The organism is Enterobacter sp. CPE_E863 (assembly GCF_046521465.1).
Lineage (GTDB): Bacteria > Pseudomonadota > Gammaproteobacteria > Enterobacterales > Enterobacteriaceae > Enterobacter > Enterobacter adelaidei.
The window spans coordinates 40107-60538 of the sequence record NZ_JBKFZX010000005.1 but is presented as its reverse complement, the minus strand read 5'-3'; the positions used below and the strand labels follow the sequence as shown (position 1 = coordinate 60538).

Here is a 20432-nt window from a genome sequence, read left to right as displayed (position 1 = left end):
ACATGCTATCTTTTTTTTCCCTAAAAATCATTAAAGTAGTTAATAGCAACTCATTACGTTGAACATCAACCTAAGAATCAACTTAATGTGGATAACTAACACAAAAAACCAAATAATACACGGCATGCAGGGTTTTACACCAGTATGAATAGTGAGCGATTTAATTATTGGTTACCTACTGAAATATATAGAAATATTTATTTCATTTAGAACCGGGGTAATGACTCCAACTTACTGATAGTGTTTTATGTTCAGATAATGCCCGATGACCTTGTCATGCAGCTCCACCGATTTTGAGAACGACAGTGACTTCCGTCCCAGCCTTGCCAGATGTTGTCTCAGATTCAGGTTATGCCGCTCAATTCGCTGAGTGTAACGCTTGCTGATTACGTGCAGCTTTCCCTTCAGGCGGGATTCATACAGCGGCCAGCCATCCGTCATCCATACCACGACCTCAAAGGCCGACAGCAGGCTCAGAAGACGCTCCAGTGTGGCCAGAGTGCGTTCACCGAAGACGTGCGCGCCACAACCGTCCTCCGTATCCTGTCATACGCGTAAAACAGCCAGCGCTGACGTGATTTAGCACCGACGTAGCCCCACTGTTCGTCCATTTCAGCGCAGACAATCACATCACTGCCCGGCTGTATGCGCGAGGTTACCGACTGCGGCCTGAGTTTTTAAGTGACGTAAAATCGTGTTGAGGCCAACGCCCATAATGCGGGCGGTTGCCCGGCATCCAACACCATTCATGGCCATATCAATGATTTTCTGGTGTGTACCGGGCTGAGAGGCGGTGTAAGTGAACTGTAGCTGCCATGTTTTACGGCAGTGAGAGCAGAGATAGCGCTGATGTCCGGCAGTACTTTTACCGTTACGCACCACGCCTTCAGTAGCTGAGCAGGAGGGACAACTGATGGAGATGGAAGCCACGGGAGCACCTCAAAAACACCATCGTACACTAAATCAGTAAGTTGGCACCATTACCTATTTCTGGGCACATGGTGCGATGGGGTTGCTGCATATCTTCCTCACCGTTCGTAGCCAAAGGAAAAATCCCGTTACCGAATAGTGCTGTAGGTTTATGATGGATAAGATGCCCTGTAATGGTTGGCTAAAACAGACTATAACCGCGCATTTATCCGTCAATGCATTTTCTATTTATCCGTAATTCCGATGAGTATGCGTATTTGAAGGAAAAAATATATGCATCTTGAACGACATAGTATCGAAAAAGTGGGATGGCTGAGGGCAGCTGTACTGGGGGCAAATGACGGAATTGTTTCGACAGCGAGCCTTGTTCTTGGGGTTGCATCTGCAAATAGCAGTCCTTCCGGTGTTTTACTTGCAGGTGTTGCAGGACTGGTTGCCGGAGCTATGTCAATGGCTACAGGGGAATATGTTTCCGTCTCATCTCAGGCGGATACCGAAAACGCAGCACTTGCCCAGGAAAAAAGGGAGCTGGAAACTGATTATCAGGGAGAGGTGCGGGAACTGACTTCACTTTATATGCAACGTGGACTGGAGCCAGAGCTTGCCCGGCAGGTTGCAGAGCAACTTATGGTCAAAGATGCCCTGGATGCTCATGCCCGTGAAGAACTGGGGTTGACGGATATAAATTCTGCACAGCCCCTACAGGCAGCTGTCTTTTCTGCCCTGAGTTTTTCCGCTGGTGCGGTGTTACCCTTAATCGTGGCATGGCTCTCCCCTCTGAAACTGGCTTTTTTGTTGATAATCCTTTCCACCCTTTTTTCACTGGCGGTCCTTGGCTATATATCTTCGGTTTTGAGTAAAGCCTCTCCTGTCAGGGCGATCATAAGAATTACGTTCTGGAGTACCATGGCTATGCTTTTGTCTTTGGGGATTGGTCATTTTGCAGGGCAGGCCCTGCTTTAATGTTATGAAGGGCTTTGTTGAATAAATCGAACTTTTGCTGAGTTGAAGGATCAGATCACGCATCCTCCCGACAACACAGACCATTCCGTGGCAAAGCAAAAGTTCAGAATCACCAACTGGTCCACCTACAACAAAGCTCTCATCAACCGTGGCTCCCTCACTTTCTGGCTGGATGATGAGGCGATTCAGGCCTGGTATGAGTCGGCAACGCCTTCATCACGAGGAAGGCCCCAGCGCTATTCTGATCTCGCCATCACCACCGTTCTGGTGATTAAACGCGTATTCCGGCTGACCCTGCGGGCTGCGCAGGGTTTTATTGATTCCATTTTTGCCCTGATGAACGTTCCGTTGCGCTGCCCGGATTACACCAGTGTCAGTAAGCGGGCAAAGTCGGTTAATGTCAGTTTCAAAACGTCCACCCGGGGTGAAATCGCACACCTGGTGATTGATTCCACCGGGCTGAAGGTCTTTGGTGAAGGCGAATGGAAATCCAGCCAGCTACAGGGTCGTTCGCACGAAATCTTATTTATTCAACAAAGCCGCGCTGTGGCGCTCCTTGGTAGCCGGCATCGGCTGAGACAAATTGCTCCTCTCCATGAAGCAGATTACCCAGCTGATTGAGGTCATGCTCGTTGGCCGCGGTGGTGACTAGGCTGTGGGTCAGGCCACTCTTGGCATCGACACCAATGTGGGCCTTCATGCCAAAGTGCCACTGATTGCCTTTCTTGGTCTGATGCATCTCCGGATCGCGTTGCTGCTCTTTGTTCTTGGTAGAGCTGGGTGCCTCAATGATGGTGGCATCCACCAAAGTGCCTTGGGTCATCATGACGCCTGCTTCGGCCAGCCAGCGATTGATGGTCTTGAACAATTGACGGGCCAGTTGATGCTGCTCGAGCAGGTGGCGGAAATTCATGATGGTGGTGCGATCCGGCAGGGTGCTATCCAGGGATAATCGGGCAAACAGGCGCATGGAGGCGATTTCGTACAGGGCATCTTCCATGGCACCGTCGCTCAGGTTGTACCAATGCTGCATGCAGTGAATACGCAGCATGGTCTCCAGCGGATAGGGCCGTCGGCCATTGCCCGCCTTGGGATAAAACGGCTCGATGACAGCGGTCATATTCTGCCATGGCAGAATCTGCTCCATGCGGGAGAGGAAAATCTCTTTTCGGGTCTGACGGCGCTTAGTGCTGAATTCACTATCGGCGAAGGTGAGTTGATGGCTCATGATGTCCCTCTGGGATGCGCTCCGGATGAATATGATGATCTCATATCAGGAACTTGTTCGCACCTTCCCTAAATTAGCAGCGTTACAGCGTACAGGCACCTACCCGAATCTGACCGTCAACAGCTGTTCGAGCTGCAATGACCGAAGAATGGTTTCAGTTTTTTCTGCTTATTAAAATGTACGTTTGAGAAAGTAGACTCTATGCGGTACGCTCTGGCGTATACTTTTCCCCGATTTTTCACGCAGCGCGCCGGACGCTTTCCGGCCCGGACGGAGCCCCGGATGACACTGATGCCTGACGATGAACCCGAGCAGCTCCCGCCACCGGCGGTCATTCCGCTTGATGTGGATTTCCTGCCGGCGCTGGTTGGTACTGAAAGCCCGGTCGGTCCCGCCCGGGCCTACCTGCTTTCCCTCAATTCCCCCCGCAGCCGGCAGACCATGGCCTCGTTCCTCGGTATTGTTGCCGGCATGCTCGGCGCCGCGTCCCTGGAGTCCTGCAGCTGGGGCAGCCTGCGCCGTCATCACGTTATGGCCGTGACCGAGCTCCTGCGCGACACCGGCCGGGCCACGGCGACCGTCAACACCTATCTTTCGGCACTCAAGGGGGTGGCGAAGGAAGCCTGGATGCTGAAACTCATGGACGTCGAGAGCTTCCAGCACATCCGGGCGGTGCGTAACCTTAGGGGCAGCCGCCTGCCGCGCGGCCGGGCCCTGCCGCCGGAGGAGATACGGGCGCTGTTTGGTGCCTGCGAGGCCGATGACTCCAGCATCGGGGTACGCGATGCGGCAATGCTGGCCGTCATTCTCGGCTGCGGCCTGCGCCGGTCAGAGGCGGTAGGGCTGGATTTGCGTGACGTTGTCACAGATGAGCGGGCGCTCCGGGTGCTGGGTAAGGGAAACAAGGAGCGGTTGGCCTATATGCCGGCGGGCACCTGGCAGCGGCTAAGGACGTGGATCGATGACGTGCGGGGAGAAAAAGACGGGCCGTTGTTCACCCGTATCCGCCGCTTTGACACCCTGACGAACGACCGGCTGACCGACCAGGCGGTGTATCACGTCCTGCAGGTCCGCCAGCGCCAGGCGGGGGTTACAAAATGTGCCCCGCACGATTTAAGGCGAACTTTTGCCACCGCCATGCTCGATAATGGCGAGGATCTCATCACGGTAAAGGACGCGATGGGGCATGCCAGCGTCACCACCACCCAGCAGTACGATCGCCGCGGCGAAGCGCGCCTGCGCACGGCCCGCGATCGCCTGAATCTGACTGACATTTAATATCATATTAAGTTAATAACTTAACAAGAAACCCGTAACAGTAATGCCGGTGGCAGCCGTGCTGCTGTCATATCCGGTACTGTCTGAACAGAGGAGGCGGAACTCCGGACTACGCTGCTTCCCCTGTTGCGCAGTCTGAAGGACGTCTTCATCTTTTCCCTTCGGTAAACGGCCAGCTGGCTGCTCCGCTTTGTATCCCAATACCGCTACCGGCGACTCAGGCCGGATACCAGAGATAACTCACTGATTGGGTACTAGTCATTAAAAAATAGTTTCGCTTAGGAACCGCCGGGTCTGATAACCTGTTGCCCTTTTTCTGGTGCAACCTGTGACCCCGGGCGGGGACATATTATTGATGGAGATCGTAATGCCCGTACTTTTCAGGATGAGGGTAATCCCCTTGGTTTTACTTCTGGCACTCGTTTTTGCATTCTTACTTAACTGGCCGGTGTTGCTGCATTTCTACGATATCCTGAGCCGTCTTGAACATGTGAGGGCGGGGTTCGTCATCTCCATTCCGTTTGTGCTGGTTGCAGCGCTTAACTTTGTGTTTATGCCCTTCTCGGTTCGCTACCTGCTCAAACCCTTCTTTGCCCTGTTGCTGGTCACCGGTTCGGTGGTGAGTTACGCCACACTGAAATATAAAGTGATGTTTGATCAGTCCATGATCGAAAATATACTGGAAACAAACCCACAGGAAGCGCATGCCTACCTGAATGGCTCACTGGTGCTGTGGCTGGTCTTCATGGGCATTCTTCCGGCTATCCTGTTGTTTTTGATTAAAATTGAATATGCAGACAAATGGTACAAAGGGGTTGCCCACCGGCTGCTTTCCATGCTCGCTTCGCTGATCCTGATTGCAGGTGTTGCCGCTCTGTATTACCAGGATTATGCTTCTGTCGGGCGCAATAACCCGACGCTGAACAAAGAAATTATCCCGGCAAACTATGCGTACAGCACTTTCCATTACGTGAAGGATACCTATTTTACGACGAAAATGCCTTTCCGGACGCTGGGGGATGATGCAAGGCGCGTTACCCGGAATGGTAAACCCACGCTGATGTTCCTGGTAATTGGCGAAACGGCACGGAGCCAGAATTTCTCCATGAACGGCTACCCGCGTGACACAAATGCCTTTACCAGCAAAATCGATGGCGTTATTTCGTTCAGGAATATGCGTTCCTGTGGCACGGCGACCGCAGTCTCGGTGCCCTGTATGTTCTCGGATATGAACCGGACGGATTACGATGGTAAAAAGGCTGCCGGCAGTGAAAATGTCCTCGACATCGTGCAGAAAACGGGGGTTTCGCTGTTGTGGAAAGAAAACGATGGCGGGTGTAAAGGCGTATGCAGCCGTATCCCGACTGTCGAAATTAATCCCGGTATCAGTAAAAAACTGTGTGACGGTAAAACCTGCTATGACGATGTTATGCTGGAAAACCTGGATACCGAAATCGGCAAAATGGCCGGAGACAAGCTGATCGCCTTCCATATGATTGGCAGCCATGGACCGACCTATTACCAGCGTTATCCGGCAGAGCATCGTCACTTCATGCCGGAATGTGCGCGCAGCGATATCGAAAACTGCACGCAGGAACAGCTGGTTAATACCTACGACAATACCATTCGCCACACCGACTATGTGTTAGCGCAGATGATTGAAAAGCTTAAGCAATACAGCGAACAGTACAACACCGTACTGCTGTATGTGTCCGATCACGGCGAATCTCTGGGAGAGAGCGGACTGTATCTGCACGGTACCCCCTACAAACTGGCACCGGATCAGCAGACGCACATCCCGATGCAGCTCTGGATGTCGCCAGGCTTCATTGCTGCTAAAAATATTAACGCCGCGTGTCTGCAGCATAATGCCGTTAACAGGACATATTCCCACGATAACCTTTTCGCGTCCGTACTGGGGCTCTGGGACATCACCACCGGGGCCTATCTTCCGGAAAGCGACCTGTTCCGCGAATGTCGTGGATAGCCTACATACTCGGTCGATTTCCGGAAACAAACAGCCTGCTGCCGGAAATTATAAAATTTTGCTGACGGCGTGCATGCCGTCAGCGCCTGTTTGCCTGCTCCCGAAGCAGGCATTTTTTTACCTGAGTCGACCTGTCTGACATACATCGCCGCGCTTACCCACACCCTTATCCCCGGTTCCTGTGGATAAACCTTACAAAACGGATCCCCGTTTCTGGTACCTTCGGGCGGCAGAATGACCGGTTGCCTCTCGGCCAGCGCGCGGGCCCGTAGTATCTCTGTACCTGGCGTCATACCGGATGCCTGCCGTCTGCATTATCCTGACGGATGGAGCCGTCCATCATAAACCTGCCGGGTTCAGTACGGACGGGTGTCATCGCATTTACGATGAAGACAAAATGTGACTCTGATTATCCCGTTGTGCTTACTGGCCGATCGGGGGATCTCTTTTCTGATACATTGTGTCAGCTCAGGGACCGCTGGCAGGTGACCATATGCACATGAATCCGTTGCTGGTATTAATTATTACCGTCATGATAGTGAAGGCTGTCCTGTCACTTTTTCATGAGGGCGAAGGTCTCGCAATACTGGATCTGCTCTGGAACAGATAAATCCGGGCACCCGTTCACTCCGTTATTATCCTGAGTGGCCATCTCCCTGAGCCTCCTCTTACCGGTCCGTAATCCTTCTCCTGCTGCTGTGAACCCTGAGCGATGCGGTCATCCCTGGCTGGCTACACGTCAGGCCTGTGTCAGGAGATCGTCATATCCAAGAAGATAAGCTGCTTTCCTAAGGTAGAGCTAATCTGGCGTCCGTAGAGTGAACTCATCACACTGCTGAACAGGGCTGCAAAATGATGACTCACTCCAGAACCACAGGGCTCAGTAAGGTGCCGGAAGTCACCTTTTTCTTCTGGCTCATCAAAATGATGTCCACCACCGTAGGTGAAACCTTCGCCGATTATTTAAACATGGATCTCGGCTGGGGCTTGACTTACACCACCCTGCTGACCTGTTTTTTATTTGTGGTTGTCCTTGTATTCCAGATGCGCGCGACGCGCTATGTGCCGGCGCTTTACTGGCTGACGGTACTGCTCATCAGTGTGTTCGGCACGCTGCTGACGGACAACCTGACAGACCATTTCAGCGTACCTCTTTCTTTATCCAGTGGGGTGTTTGGTTCGCTGCTGATCCTGACTTTCGTACTCTGGCATAACGAAGAGAAAACCCTGTCAATTCATAGTATCACCACCCGTAAACGCGAGATGTTCTACTGGGTGGCCATACTTTTTACCTTTTCTCTGGGTACCGCCGCGGGTGACTGGCTGGCGGAAGGCATGGATCTTGGCTATCTGAATGCCGCAGCACTGTTCGGCGCTCTGATTGGGCTGACGGCGGCGGCTTTTTATCTGTTCAGGGCAAACAACGTGCTCTGTTTCTGGATTGCCTATATTCTGACGCGCCCCTTCGGGGCTTCCTGCGGTGATTTGCTGTCGCAGCCTCCCGGGAACGGGGGGATTGGTCTGGGCGCGACGGGTACAAGTATTCTGTTTTTGCTAGCCATTCTCAGTCTGGTAGGCTATCTGACTTTCCGCGATAAAATGCAAATGTCGGAAAAATAGCGTCTGCCGGACCTGGCAGATCATACCGGTCTCCGTGATCCCGGACTGCTGAAAGACAAATGAAAAAGATGATGATCCTGGAGATTATCCTGATTGTGCTGACATTCCTGCTGCATCCCGATATCTGCCGCGATGCAGCGTATTATTTGCAGGAACTGGTTTTACTGTTGTCACGCAGATAGTGCCGGAAAGCTCTGTTTGTCCGGAGCCCTTTTTCAGAAGCTGGTTTGGCCATGCCTCGTCAGTGCTTATCCTGAGTGGTTCCTGAACCCGTCCGGCGTGTATACGTCAGCACTCGTTTAGCCACCACGCAGTATCCCGTCCTTTCCCACGTCCCTTTTCCTTTCGCCCCGGTTATCTGAATGCTTTATGCTAGTCTTTCCTGTGAATGCCGAGAAAGGAGACGCTATGCAATTACAGGACACAACGTTATGGACATTGTGTTTGAAAAAATGATTATGACATTATTGCTTGCTCTGTGGCTCTGGTTGTTCTGCAGCATGTACAGAGAGTGGTGGAAAAAAAACAGCGCCAACACGGCTATTGCAGAAGCCGATGCCAGGGAGAAACGCAAATGGCGATATGTCATATGGGGATGGAGAATGTTCCAGCTCCTGTGTCAGCTGTATCTGGCTACGCTGGTTCTCCGATTCGTACTCTCATAATGAAAGGCCCTGCGGCCGGCCAGGCAAGCAGTGTCAGCCTGCTGGCAAATCCGCCGGCCATCACTTTGAATAAGAGACTGCATACGGGATGCTGATTATTTATCAGGCCTTGATAAGGCGTCTGAACAAGAGTTGCTTAATATCCTGTTTGTGCGCAAGTATCGCGTGTGTCGTGACGACAGAATCTTCTGCAGAGTAAATGACGCGGTATCCGTTTGCCGTATTACATTCACGATATTTTGAGACACCCATTTTAAGCAGTTCCGGACAACTCTGACAGCCATAGGGGTAGAGACTCACGCGCTGCTCATACTGATCCAGTATTTCGGCCAGGACGGGAGCAGGGTCAACGTCTGACTGTGTAAGGTGAGATGCGATCTCTGACAGGCAAATTTTCACTGTTTCCGTGTATTCAATTTTAACGACTTTTTTTTCCATTTTTTCACCTTAAGCGGAAAGCGTCCTTACAATCCCTCAAGCAACTGACCTCTGGTAAGCACTTTTCCTTCCGCTCTGTCCTGTTCAGATAGCGTCAGCAGTTTAAGAAGTGCTATGGCATTTTCCCGCTCCTGTTGCTGGTCATAGGACTCAATAACGTAAGCTGGTACACCATTCTGGGTAACCAGAATCGGTTCCGAGAGGTCCAGGGATGCTGCATTTTTTTTGACGAAAGAGATTGTTTCAACTTTCATTGTGGGAGCCTTGTCGTTAAATCAGGACTTAATATAGCCTAAATTTAGTCCAACTGCAATTTGACCCTTATGATTTGACTGCGCTCAACACGGCATCACGAAGCCATTCCGCTGAAAATACGAGTGAGGGTCATTGTCACCGGGAGGCTTTTCTTATCGCGGCCTGTAGTCTGTCAGCGGTTACGGCTTCCGGGAAAACCGTGATGGTGTCGGGAGTCGCCCCGCTAACGGGCATGACGACGATCCCCGGCGTTCCGGTGAGCCCCAGTTCCTCTGCCAGGTTACTGTTTTTCTCAAGGGACGCGGTATGGTCGCCCGGCACAGAGGCGGCCAGCCCTGCCTTTGACGCTGCCGCGAGTATATCCTCTGCCGTCAGCTTGCCTTCATTATGGCCGGTGGCGTAGATGGCATTGTGATAGGTGACATAGGCCTGCGGCCCTTTCTGTTGCCAGACCGTCAGCCCCTGCTGTGCAGCCTGAAGTGAAGCTTCCCAGCGACCACCAAATATTGGCCACTCCTTAAAGAGGTAGCGGACGTCCGGCTGCGCTTTCATGACCTTCTCCAGTTCCGGCGCGAAGCGGCTGCAGAACACGCACTGGTAATCAAAGAATTCAATCACCGCGACCTTTGCAGTATCAGGCCCGTAAGCCGGGGTGTCCGGATCATGCAGAAGGTTCGCCTGATTCTCCATGACGTTGAGTGCAAACATCTTCTGCTTACGTGTTTCCTGCTGTTCCTGCAGCTTATTACTGACGGTCACCAGAATCTCCGGGTGAGATACCAGATAGTCGGCAGCGATTTCGCCGATACGAGCTTCCTGCTCCGGGCTGAATACCGGCTGAGGTGCTGAAGCGTGTGCCGTTGAAATAAAGCTAATGTATGTTGTAACTATTAATGCGGCTAATTTTTTTGCTTTCATTGTCTGATTCTCATGGTTAAAAGGGGGATTAACGTTCTTTCTGAATGGTTCGGGTGAGGGTTTGTTCTTCACGCTCCAGCGTGCGGCCGCGTTCAGTATTTTCTGCCGCCCTGAGCATGTCGCGCTCTACGTTTGCCAGATCTGCAATCACACGCGATGCCCGCGACTGTTCACCAGCGGTCTTGTCAGCACCTTCCAGCTCGCTTCTGACGCCTGCAGCGGCTTTTATTTCCTGTCCATCGGTGTTTTCCTCACCTCTGACCCTGGCGATCACATCCGCATCCGGGTTGAGTGGTTCCGGTTTACGCGGGTTAATGTCTTCCGGTTTCAGTCTGATCACCTCTTCCTGTGGAACTTCCGCCAGCAACGACTCCGGCTGCCTGCTCCGTCCGGCTTCTTCATTGCGAACCTGGTCTGCCAGCATTTGCTCGCGCAGCTGCTGTACGTTCTGTTCGTCCGTCAGCGTGGAGACAATACCCGGCGACACATCCTGTTTTGTCCCACCGCTTACCTTAAGCAGCCATGCTGAAGGCGGTTCATCACCGGTCTGCCAGACCACGCCGTCCTTTGATTTCACCGTCCTTAACGCCGTAAGAGCCTTTCATTACACAGGTAACAGGGACTGATTTACCGGCAATGCCCTGTGTTGCACTAACGGCGATCAGCGCTTTTTCCCCTGGTTTAAACGCAGATGGATAGCTCCAGTTGAATGCCACATCTGACAGTTCTGGAGGCGGTGGCGGAATCTGCTGGTTCTCTTTTTTCGCCTGCGCAATTTGTTGATTTACCCACTCCTTATCAGAGGAGGAAAGGTCGTGCTGACTCAATAACCAGACCAGCAGCGCGGTTCCCATCCAGCCCGGTCCGCTTCGTTCTTTCTCCCGAATAACTGTCTGCAGCTTTTCTGAAGGAAGGGTTTGCGATTGAGACAAAACAGAACGGTATCTGCCGGTTTTTTCAGGTGTCCGCGAGTTGAAGCGGTTGACCGGCGTCACGGGTACAGCGCTTTTATACGTGACCGGTCCTGACGTCGACGGTCGCGGGGAACTTCGTACAGCAGAGCCTTTGGTTGAGGACGAGCTGAAAGACCTTGAGCCAGAACCCGGGCTTTTACCGGCATGCGCAGTTAAGGTGCTGAGCAGTAGTCCTGCGGTCAGGCCTGCTGCCATAAGGCGTCTGGACATTATGTTCATTGCAGCTCCTTAAGGGCTGCCAGCCCGTTAACGGTTATGACGGTCTTATCCCGTGCCTGTTTCTGAATCCACTGAATCTGGCGGGGGTTCAGGAGTTGGGTCACCGGAGAGTGGCTTTCATCCTGCCAGATACGGCAGTTGCCGATGCAGCGAAGTTGCCAGAGATAAGCGCTGCCAGGGTCCTGCAGCTCCTGGTAGATGGAGTAAATCTTTGCAGGTGCGCTGTTCTCTCCTGCCAGCCAGGCCCGTGAGTAGTAACCCGCTGCGCGCTGGCTGTCTTTGATTGTCCACTGTCCTTTTTGCAGTATGTCCCCGGCTGTCATTAACAGCTCTTTGTCCTTCCGGTTTCCTGCTGCTTTTTCTGCGAGCATCAGGAGTGGCTCATAGAGCTCGGGTCGGCTGCCAACAAACCCCGGCGCGTCATCCCGGCTGAACACCAGGACCAGTGCATCCGGATTATTTTTCCGGGCTGCACTCAGAACCAGTGAAGCTGCCAGTTCGCTGTATTGTTCACGAATATCGCTGGAGATATCGCCTGGGTCACTGGCAGACAATTCCAGCCAGGCATGCCAGGGGTCTTTATCAGCGAGGGCCTTTTTCTTTGCCACCTGGAAGCTTTCTTCACCGCGTCCGGTCGCAGGCCCAAATAAAGAGTCCAGCGCGCTGACCATCCCGGCGGCAGCAAGATGAGGTGTACTGAACAACAGGGCCAGAGAGAGTGTGATTGCTGTTTTATGCTTCATTCACTTCGTCCTTTTTGCTATCGGCGCAGTTTTTCTTCCTGAGGAACTTCAGGCCTGGTTTCTTTTCTGGCCAGACGCTCATCACTTCCAGCTGATACCAGTTTCTGACGTTGCTTACCGTGAGGCCTTCCGTTTCGGTCTGACGCTTCAGGTGCTCCCAGGCAGAAAGGTTCAGGGGTTCATAAGCAGAAAGCTTCCTGTCGAATACCTCCGCCCAGCTTTCGTTGTAGCGAGGGACAATTCGCCTGCATATCCACTGACTCGAAAAGAACCAGATAACCAGGAAACCCAGCGCCCATAGTAGTTGGCAGTACGCGAGAACCGGCCACGCGGTCCCAAGGTACATGACAAGCCAGATAAACATGAACCGGCTTCCTTCCGGAGTGGCGCGTCCTGCCTCCCATTCAGCAATGTGTATCCGCATGCTCCTGAGCAGGCTGTTATTACGCTCGTCGTCACGCATTTCGGCTTCCTTAGGGAAGGTGCGAACAAGTCCCTGATATGAGATCATGTTTGTCATCTGGAGCCATGGAACAGGGTTCATCATGAGTCATCAACTTACCTTCGCCGACAGTGAATTCAGCAGTAAGCGCCGTCAGACCAGAAAAGAGATTTTCTTGTCCCGCATGGAGCAGATTCTGCCATGGCAAAACATGGTGGAAGTCATCGAGCCGTTTTACCCCAAGGCTGGTAATGGCCGGCGACCTTATCCGCTGGAAACCATGCTACGCATTCACTGCATGCAGCATTGGTACAACCTGAGCGATGGCGCGATGGAAGATGCTCTGTACGAAATCGCCTCCATGCGCCTGTTTGCCCGATTATCCCTGGATAGCGCCCTGCCGGATCGCACCACCATCATGAATTTCCGCCACCTGCTCGAGCAGCATCAACTGGCCCGTCAATTGTTCAAGACCATCAATCGCTGGCTGGCCGAAGCAGGCGTCATGATGACCCAAGGCACTTTGGTGGATGCCACCATCATTGAGGCACCCAGCTCTACCAAGAACAAAGAGCAGCAACGCGATCCGGAGATGCATCAGACCAAGAAAGGCAATCAGTGGCACTTTGGCATGAAGGCCCACATTGGTGTCGATGCCAAGAGTGGCCTGACCCACAGCCTAGTCACCACCGCGGCCAACGAGCATGACCTCAATCAGCTGGGTAATCTGCTTCATGGAGAGGAGCAATTTGTCTCAGCCGATGCCGGCTACCAAGGAGCGCCACAGCGCGAGGAGCTGGCCGAGGTGGATGTGGACTGGCTGATCGCCGAGCGTCCCGGCAGGGTAAAAACCTTGAAGCAGCATCCGCGCAAGAACAAAACGGCCATCAACATCGAATACATGAAAGCCAGCATCCGTGCCAGGGTGGAGCACCCGTTTCGCATCATCAAGCGGCAGTTCGGCTTCGTGAAAGCCAGATACAAGGGGCTGCTGAAAAACGATAACCAACTGGCGATGTTATTCACCCTGGCCAACCTGTTTCGAGTGGACCAAATGATACGTCAGAGGGAGAGATCTCAGTAAAAACCTGAAATAACGCCAGAAATGGTGGAAAAAATAGCCTAAATAGGCTGATTCGATGTGTTTGCGGGAAAAAAATCGGCCCAGATCCGCGAAATTTTAATCAGCGAGTCAGCTTGGGAAGAAATGACCTGCTTATTCGCACCTTCCATAGAAACAGCTGAATAGAGTGGGACCATGGTCCCAGTTAAATCCGGCGTGTGGAATCGATATTCCAGGCGGGGTTGAAGGATGAGTTCTGACACGCAAGTAGGAGGTGGGACCGTGGTCCCAGTTAAATCCGGCGTGTGGAATCGATATTCCAGGCGGGGTTGAAGGATGAGTTCTGACACGCAAGTAGGAGGTGGGACCGTGGTCCCAGTTAAATCCGGCGTGTGGAATCGATATTCCAAGCGGGCTTGACGGGTGAGTTCTGACACGCAAGTAGGAAGTGGGACCGTGGTCCCAGTTAATCTGGTGTATGAAATCAGTATTCCGGGATGGGTTACCGTCTGAGTTCTGATATGCAGGTTGAGGGGTGAACTGCGGAACTAGTTAAGGAAAACTAGAAAAAACTGGATCTTTAGATTGTGGTAACAATCAGGTTGGGAGAAGTAAACAGATCTTTTTAACAACACTGGGCTATAGTGCAGAAAATAACTGCTTCGGATGTATATATTCCGAAGCAGCATGTAACGCATTAAGGATATTGGAAATTAATGAAGACTCTCGCGTGTATCATTAAACAGGCTAAACTTTTTGTAAGTCGCGCAGTATGCTTTCTATCTTCTCGATACACTCGGCAGGCAAACGAGATTTATCGAGATTAAAAATCACCTTATCGCCTTTGTATAGGGCTGTCGCACCAGGTACAAATTGATGACGGGTATTAAGGTTTACTTTTTTACCTGATGGCTCTTTCAGAACATCCGTCAGTAAACCAATAACTTCCTCGGATTCAAAGATAACTCCCGCTTTCTTTTGCTCATGAAGCTGTTGTGTCCGTTGCAACAATAAAGCTTCTTTTCCCGAAAATGCTTTGTACAGCGTCTCCCCAGAGCGGGCGGAAAGTTCACCAGGATGAGTAAACAGGGCAACCACTGATTTTGGCAAATGGGCCGTGTTGATGCAACGCGTGATGATTTTACGGGAAATATTCTCAGCTTCAGCCAGAGCAGAGATATTGCCGTTAAAATCATTTTCCAACCGCTGTGCATAACGGTTGCCCCGTTCATAAGCGCTGACAGGACGATAATCATTACCCAGCCGTGATAAAGCCATCATCTGTTCGTCATCGAGATCCCCGACGAGAACACGATAATCTGATGATGTCAGTATGGCGGCTTTATGACGGCGACTACCATCAGCAATTTCAATGACACCTTCTACCCTTCGTCCGAACGCAGGCGTCTGTTGACCACTCAGCATAAAAGAGGGAATCAGATCATCAAGCGCGTCTTCGGTCAGTAGTTCCTGGTCACGTTCATTACCTGACCAGACTCTTGATGCCGTCTCAACACTCTCGCCCGGGATCGCTTCCAGAATAAATTTCACTTCCCGGCCACAAACCGGAAGCAGAATGGTATTCCCGCGGGCCATGGCTCCAACCCGTGCAATTAATGAATCAACCATCGGTGCAGCGGGTGCCGCTGAAGGTTCAGTTTCGGGGCGGATATCTTTTACGGTATGTTTTGGAATGACTGGTGCACGTTTCATTATCTGATCTCCCAGCGAGGTTTAATCAGGCGATCAAAAATTTCATTACAGACAGGCTCCCAGATAGACAGCGCATTTCGCCAGGCTCCTGTAGATGAGCGCTGATCGATAGCCTGCTCAAACACCGTTCTCATACGGATCTGACCTTTACCGACTTCGTCGGTCTCGCGAACAACGTTTTTCAGTACCATGCTTTCCCCAGGCATCGCGGATCTGTTCTTCCATCCAGGGTGACTGTGAGCCATTGTTATTGCTGTACTTGGTCAGAAGAATTCTAACGTCAGGTTCAAAACCCTGCAGGTCCACGTTTTTTAACAGGTCGCGCAGCATGTCAAAAAACTGAAGGGCAGAGGTGTAATCAAATAACTCTGCTGGCGTTGGCACGATGAGTACATCTGCAGCACAGACGACATTGATGGTACCAATACCGAGGTTCGGTGCACTGTCGATAACAATGACATCATAATCATGGGCCACTGTTTCGATGGCCAGGCGAAGCATCATATGAGGTTCTGTCGGCAGTTTCCCGTTGTCAAACCTTCCCATTAGTTCTGTCTCAATGCGGTGCAGAGCCAGGCATGAAGGTATGATGTCGAGACCCGGCCAGCAGGTGGCTTTGACGGCATAGGCTGCATCATCGCGCTCACCAAGATAAAAAGGCAGCAGTGTGTCTTCGGCATGGATATGCAAATCAGGGACCCAGCCGTGGTACATGGAGGCTGTGCCTTGAGGATCGTTCCCTTCGACAAGCAGTACTCGCAGCCCTTTCAGCGCCAGGTCCTGTGCCAAATGTACAGATACAGATGTCTTATAGACACCCCCTTTATGTGCTGCCACCGCGATGACGGGCGGAACGCTGTCATCAGGACGGCGCAGACGGGTGCCAAATACATCCCGCATATGGTTGATTTGTTCAATGGTGTAGCCCACCCGCTGCTCTACACGTCCACGCATTTCCATATCAGGATGGGGAAGGCGTCCTGCTTTTTCTGCATCACGGATTGCCTGAGAAGAAACGCCAATCAGATCGGCGGCCTCACCCACACGCCAGCGACGGGTAATTTTCCTGGCTTCCGGGCTATCATCGTTAAACTGTGCAATCGCGATAGCTTTCGTCATTTCATGACCGGCCGTAATGCACTGGTCAAGCGTTTCCATCAGTCCCATTCTTTGTTCCTTATTATTATCTTTGCATTAATCTATTAAATCTTGGTAAAAGGCGCAAAGCAACATTAAAGTTGCAAACCGTCTTAAATATTGCAAAGCCGATCAAAATATAGTCTTGTTCAGTTCAGCATCCGCCTGAAAGGCTGCCGCATGCTTCAGTCAATATCATCCGCTCGCCGCAGAAAGTATGCGCGCGTAGGCGCATGCGTCGAGGAAGCGGAATTACTCCGTACTAACAAGGTGTGGCTGACGCTCTGAAGCTAACGAAGCTCCACTGGAAGGAACTGAATGGTAAGGAATTGACTATAGTATGCAGATTATTGACTGCGGTATGAAGCTGAATAGGAATAGGGAAGAGTAATGACATGCATTTTTCTGCATATCACAGTCAAGACTATTGCCTTTCCTGGTGTTGTATTACTGGGTTGTTGTACCAAGATTCACATTGTGTCATGTCAGTGGTCCATATGTATTGGATGCTGGCTGTTATTCCATATTTCGATCCAGTAATTGATCCTTAAGGAGATCATGTTGAGATCAAAAAGAGATCCCCGGATCGTTTAGCGCCCCGCTACGCCTGAGCCTGGAGACTATCTTCATTAACTGTGGTGTGTGGTATGTTGACTGTTGTGTGCGAGATCAACTATTGCGGTATGCAATTGTATTAACTGGGGTATGTATTTCCGTTGACTGTGATATGCGTATATACTTTCGTTTGTGGATAACCGCGGGTTAATAAAATGGCTATGGAAAATAATGAGTTACCCCTGAATCTTCAGGAGGTCAATAAGACAACGGGTGAAGTTGTTAAGCTGGATGTCAACAGCGCCAGTACTGTTCAGCCTGTTGCGCTCATGAGGCTTGGTCTGTTCGTTCCTACCCTCAAATCGACCTCTAGGAGTAAGACGAACCGCAAAAACGTCACGGATGCGACTGAGGAGCTCGTACAGCTGTCCATTGCCCGGAGTGAAGGGTATACCGATGTCAGGATCACCGGATCGCGCCTCGATATGGATACGGACTTCAAAGTCTGGCTTGGAATCATCCGTTCAATGTATGATTTTGGCGTTAAGGATGACACGCTCAAGCTGTCTTTTGTTGAGTTTGTTAAAATGTGTGGCTTTGACTCCCGGCGCTCTAACAAGAAAATGCGTGACAGGATAAGCAACTCCCTGTTCAAGCTGGCATCCGTAACCCTCAAGTTTCAGAGTGAAACGAAAGGGTGGACTACGCACCTGGTTCAGTCTGCCTATTACGACATCACTGCCGATGTCGTGGAGATCAGGGCAGAGCCCAAGCTCTTTGAGCTTTATCAGATGGACAGGCGGGTCCTGTTGCGTCTGAAAGCCATTGATGCCCTGCAGCGCAAGGAGTCCGCACAGGCACTCTATACCTACATTGAAAGTCTGCCACAGAATCCGGCCCCCATCTCCATGAAGCGTATGCGAGACAGACTCAACCTGACGTCTAACCTCTACACGCAGAACCACACGGTGCGCAAAGCCATGGCGCAGCTGAAGGATATCGGCTATCTGGATTACACCGAATTCAAACGCGGCCGGGCCACCTACTTCAGCGTGCATTACCGTAATCCGAAACTCATCAGTAGCAAGGTCGTTGTTCCCCGTGAGCCGGAAGAGGAAGTACCTGAGCAGAACTATGACGAAGTTATTAAAGCCCTGAAGGCTGCAGGTATTGATCCTCAGAAACTAGCAAAAGCGCTCGCCAGCGTGAAACCGGGAAATGACTGAGGAATGCCGTTTTAGAGTTTGTTGACTGTGGTATGCAGAGCGCATACCACAGTCAATTTATACTGATTCATCATTCCGTTTAGGTTTTGCTTGCCTTGACTGCGATATGCGGATAGGCCTACCGGAGTATTGATATTGACTGCGGTGTGTGGAAGAGCGGGCAGTCTGCTCAACATCTTCACTGCGATATGTTTACTTTCATCACTTAGTCAATATTGTTCGTCAGGGCGGATGCCCTTAGCCCAGTACTTTCACAAAGGGTCTTAACCCACCGAGATCAAAGGATTCCGGGGGCAGCGTCCGGGATTCACTGATCCGCACTCCCGTGTTCCAGAAAGTAGAGAACAGCATTTAATGGTGAAGATCCGGCATATAGAAGAGTAGGGCTCTCACTTCGGGGACGAGTAGGTACGCCAGGGTGGCGCCGGTTAAAGTGGCCATCCTTCTGAGTGCGGCCGCGGTCGCAAAGTCGACCCCATGGGCTTTCGGCAACAGTGAAATGCGTTATGAAGAAAAGGGGGCAATGCAGGGATGAACAGGATCGGAACGAAAAGGTAAGTAATGAAGAAGACGTAAAGTGCGTTACGTGAATTCCGGCCTGGTACAGCCTGGACCCCTGTCAGTTTTCACGTAACGCAAGATTAATTTATTATCGAATAAGTGGATGTCATTACAACTGTCTGTAAATTTTGACAAATTTAGTTATCTTTTTTTCAGCATGGCAACAGCATCAGCCTCTGCCATTGAAAATTGCACACGATGCCTTGCAGCAACATCGAGCGCAAATACCTTTGTATAGACTTCCGTCGAGCTGATCGACTTGTGCCCCATCAGGCTCTGCAGCACCTTCAGCGGAATTCCGGCATACAGCATGTGCATGGCGTAGGAGTGGCGGAACGTGTGTGGCGTCACCGGCACGGAGAACGTCACCCCGTCGGCGGCTGCCGCTTCAACAGCTTCGCCCAGCCAGGTGCGAACGGTACGGTCGGTGATCTCCCAGATGCGCACCTTTTCCGTTCTGCCGGTGCGCTTATTCCGGCGTTCCAGCGGTATTTTCAGGGTGGCCACCATCATTTCCAGCTGGCGGGCATACTGCGGATCGGAAAGCGGAACGTTACGATGAGGCTGGCTGCCGGCCGGAGCACGGCCGGCCGTTCGGGCCGCTTTCTCCACCCGCTGTTTGAGGGTTGCCAGTTGCACGAACGGGTAGGGCGGGGCCAGGGAAAAATCACTCCGGGTCAGGGCCAGTGCTTCGTTAATACGGGCGCCGGTGTTCCACAGGGTGGTCAGCAGCATCTTACGGTGAAGATCGGGCACGTAGTGGAGCAGGGCGCTCACTTCCGGCGCCAGCAGGTATTTCGGCAGTTCGTCCTGAACGAGCGCCATCTGGCGCAGTGCCAGCGCGGCCGGGTAATCGATGGCCACCGGCAGCTGAGCAGAGGAAAAAGCCCCGCTATGGCCTGGCAGTGCTGGCATCATGTTATGTCACCATTGTCATTAGAGTGTGCAGTGCATCACCGGTGCATCCGGGGATGCCGGACCCGGCAGGATCAGATACTCGGTAGCAGATTTGACACGATAATTGGTGTAATCTTCAAACGAAACCGGGCTTGCTTTCATCCCCGAGAGAAAAGTTTCTTCAAGACCGCGGGCACGCGGAAGCGATAGTTCTATCGTCTCAGGATCGATGGCCATTTTCTGGCGGGTGGCTTCCAGCTCAGTGGTCAGCTGGTATTTTTCCGTACGAAAAGGAATACTCTCTTCAGCGTTTCGCTGTGTATAGGTCACGTCAAACATCATGCGATCACCGTCGTTCTGCAGTACCACGCCCCTGAGGAGACTTTCTATACGAACGGGGGATTCACCTTTCTGCGGAATCTCCGAGGTCCGGCTGCAGATAATCACCATCCCGGGTTTCTGACTGGCATTAACCATCCGCATTTCACTGAGCGTTGCCGCCCCTGCATCCCGTGCAGTCACACCCAGCAGGATCGTCAGCCCCATTATAAAACCGGTCAGTTTACACATCGTTCCTGTATCCTTTACGTTAATGTCTGGATCATCTTCAGGGAGAAATC

General features: G+C 51.8%; 18 protein-coding genes and 5 pseudogenes. 9 read left to right on the top strand and 14 right to left on the bottom strand.

The window, feature by feature from the left end; genetic code table 11:
* Window positions 1–231 precede the first annotated feature (231 nt).
* Window positions 232–930, bottom strand: a pseudogene (locus tag ACLHV8_RS26590) (IS1 family transposase).
* A gap of 273 nt (window positions 931–1203) precedes the next feature.
* Between ACLHV8_RS26590 and ACLHV8_RS26585 the strand changes: the two are divergent.
* A complete protein-coding gene (locus tag ACLHV8_RS26585; RefSeq protein ID WP_065945184.1) occupies window positions 1204–1893 on the top strand; it encodes a VIT family protein in 690 nt (229 codons plus the stop codon).
* Between the two features lie 42 nt (window positions 1894–1935).
* A pseudogene (locus tag ACLHV8_RS26580) lies at window positions 1936–2391 on the top strand (IS5 family transposase); the annotation flags it as partial.
* A gap of 43 nt (window positions 2392–2434) precedes the next feature.
* On the opposite strand, the pseudogene ACLHV8_RS26575 reads toward ACLHV8_RS26580, so the two are convergent.
* A pseudogene (locus ACLHV8_RS26575) lies at window positions 2435–3121 on the bottom strand (IS5-like element ISKpn26 family transposase); the annotation flags it as partial.
* Window positions 3122–3403: 282 nt separating this feature from the next.
* Here ACLHV8_RS26575 and ACLHV8_RS26570 point away from each other — a divergent pair.
* From ACLHV8_RS26570 to ACLHV8_RS26550, 5 genes are all read left to right on the top strand, one after another.
* Window positions 3404–4399: a tyrosine-type recombinase/integrase gene (locus tag ACLHV8_RS26570; protein WP_032676104.1), complete on the top strand. Its 996-nt coding sequence runs from the start codon at window positions 3404–3406 to the stop codon at window positions 4397–4399.
* Window positions 4400–4766: 367 nt separating this feature from the next.
* The gene (locus tag ACLHV8_RS26565) at window positions 4767–6386 is read left to right on the top strand and encodes a phosphoethanolamine--lipid A transferase MCR-10.1 (RefSeq protein ID WP_023332837.1); all 1620 of its coding nucleotides are present in this window, start codon (window positions 4767–4769) and stop codon (window positions 6384–6386) included.
* 852 nt (window positions 6387–7238) lie between these two features.
* Window positions 7239–8006, top strand: coding sequence for a membrane protein (locus ACLHV8_RS26560; protein ID WP_032638139.1), 768 nt, complete (start codon window positions 7239–7241; stop codon window positions 8004–8006).
* Window positions 8007–8065: 59 nt separating this feature from the next.
* The gene (locus ACLHV8_RS26555) at window positions 8066–8188 is read left to right on the top strand and encodes a hypothetical protein (protein ID WP_021314799.1); all 123 of its coding nucleotides are present in this window, start codon (window positions 8066–8068) and stop codon (window positions 8186–8188) included.
* Window positions 8189–8437: 249 nt separating this feature from the next.
* Entirely contained in the window at window positions 8438–8671 is a 234-nt protein-coding gene (locus tag ACLHV8_RS26550; protein WP_021314798.1) for a hypothetical protein, read from the top strand.
* Between the two features lie 102 nt (window positions 8672–8773).
* Here the strand turns inward: ACLHV8_RS26550 and ACLHV8_RS26545 are convergent, their stop codons facing one another.
* From ACLHV8_RS26545 to ACLHV8_RS26515, 7 genes are all read right to left on the bottom strand, one after another.
* Complete coding sequence (locus ACLHV8_RS26545) at window positions 8774–9109, bottom strand: hypothetical protein (protein ID WP_021314797.1); 336 nt, start codon at window positions 9107–9109, stop codon at window positions 8774–8776.
* A 26-nt stretch (window positions 9110–9135) separates the two neighbouring features.
* The gene (locus ACLHV8_RS26540; protein WP_021314796.1) at window positions 9136–9363 is read right to left on the bottom strand and encodes a type II toxin-antitoxin system Phd/YefM family antitoxin; all 228 of its coding nucleotides are present in this window, start codon (window positions 9361–9363) and stop codon (window positions 9136–9138) included.
* Window positions 9364–9499: 136 nt separating this feature from the next.
* The gene (locus ACLHV8_RS26535) at window positions 9500–10282 is read right to left on the bottom strand and encodes a DsbA family protein (RefSeq protein WP_032638136.1); all 783 of its coding nucleotides are present in this window, start codon (window positions 10280–10282) and stop codon (window positions 9500–9502) included.
* 28 nt (window positions 10283–10310) lie between these two features.
* Window positions 10311–10859 carry a hypothetical protein gene (locus tag ACLHV8_RS26530; protein WP_244250187.1) on the bottom strand — a complete coding sequence of 183 codons (549 nt, stop codon included), beginning with the start codon at window positions 10857–10859 and terminating at the stop codon, window positions 10311–10313.
* The gene (locus tag ACLHV8_RS26525; protein WP_247171603.1) at window positions 10822–11466 is read right to left on the bottom strand and encodes a hypothetical protein; all 645 of its coding nucleotides are present in this window, start codon (window positions 11464–11466) and stop codon (window positions 10822–10824) included. The genes ACLHV8_RS26530 and ACLHV8_RS26525 overlap by 38 nt, the downstream gene beginning before the upstream one ends.
* 5 nt (window positions 11467–11471) lie before the next feature.
* Window positions 11472–12218 (bottom strand): hypothetical protein, encoded by a 747-nt coding sequence (locus ACLHV8_RS26520; protein WP_208595317.1) that lies wholly within the window; start codon window positions 12216–12218, stop codon window positions 11472–11474.
* Complete coding sequence (locus tag ACLHV8_RS26515; RefSeq protein ID WP_410392158.1) at window positions 12208–12729, bottom strand: hypothetical protein; 522 nt, start codon at window positions 12727–12729, stop codon at window positions 12208–12210. The genes ACLHV8_RS26520 and ACLHV8_RS26515 overlap by 11 nt, the downstream gene beginning before the upstream one ends.
* Window positions 12730–12763: 34 nt before the next feature.
* Between ACLHV8_RS26515 and ACLHV8_RS26510 the strand changes: the two genes are divergently transcribed.
* Entirely contained in the window at window positions 12764–13744 is a 981-nt protein-coding gene (locus ACLHV8_RS26510) for an IS5-like element IS5 family transposase (RefSeq protein ID WP_032636617.1), read from the top strand.
* 726 nt (window positions 13745–14470) lie between these two features.
* Here ACLHV8_RS26510 and ACLHV8_RS26505 read toward each other — a convergent pair.
* A complete protein-coding gene (locus ACLHV8_RS26505; RefSeq protein ID WP_410392157.1) occupies window positions 14471–15436 on the bottom strand; it encodes a ParB/RepB/Spo0J family plasmid partition protein in 966 nt (321 codons plus the stop codon).
* Window positions 15436–16603 (bottom strand): annotated as a pseudogene (gene sopA / locus ACLHV8_RS26500) (plasmid-partitioning protein SopA). The gene ACLHV8_RS26505 and the pseudogene sopA overlap by 1 nt, the downstream one beginning before the upstream one ends.
* Before the next feature lie 740 nt (window positions 16604–17343).
* Between sopA and ACLHV8_RS26495 the strand changes: the two are divergent.
* Entirely contained in the window at window positions 17344–18354 is a 1011-nt protein-coding gene (locus ACLHV8_RS26495; RefSeq protein ID WP_015572055.1) for a RepB family plasmid replication initiator protein, read from the top strand.
* Between the two features lie 243 nt (window positions 18355–18597).
* Here ACLHV8_RS26495 and ACLHV8_RS26490 read toward each other — a convergent pair.
* From ACLHV8_RS26490 to ACLHV8_RS26480, 3 genes and pseudogenes are all read right to left on the bottom strand, one after another.
* Window positions 18598–18855: pseudogene (locus ACLHV8_RS26490) on the bottom strand (site-specific integrase); the annotation flags it as partial.
* 201 nt (window positions 18856–19056) lie between these two features.
* Window positions 19057–19833, bottom strand: a complete 777-nt coding sequence (locus ACLHV8_RS26485; RefSeq protein ID WP_015572054.1) for a site-specific integrase — start codon at window positions 19831–19833, stop codon at window positions 19057–19059.
* Window positions 19834–19851: 18 nt separating this feature from the next.
* Window positions 19852–20382 (bottom strand): hypothetical protein, encoded by a 531-nt coding sequence (locus tag ACLHV8_RS26480; RefSeq protein ID WP_032638119.1) that lies wholly within the window; start codon window positions 20380–20382, stop codon window positions 19852–19854.
* Window positions 20383–20432 lie beyond the last annotated feature (50 nt).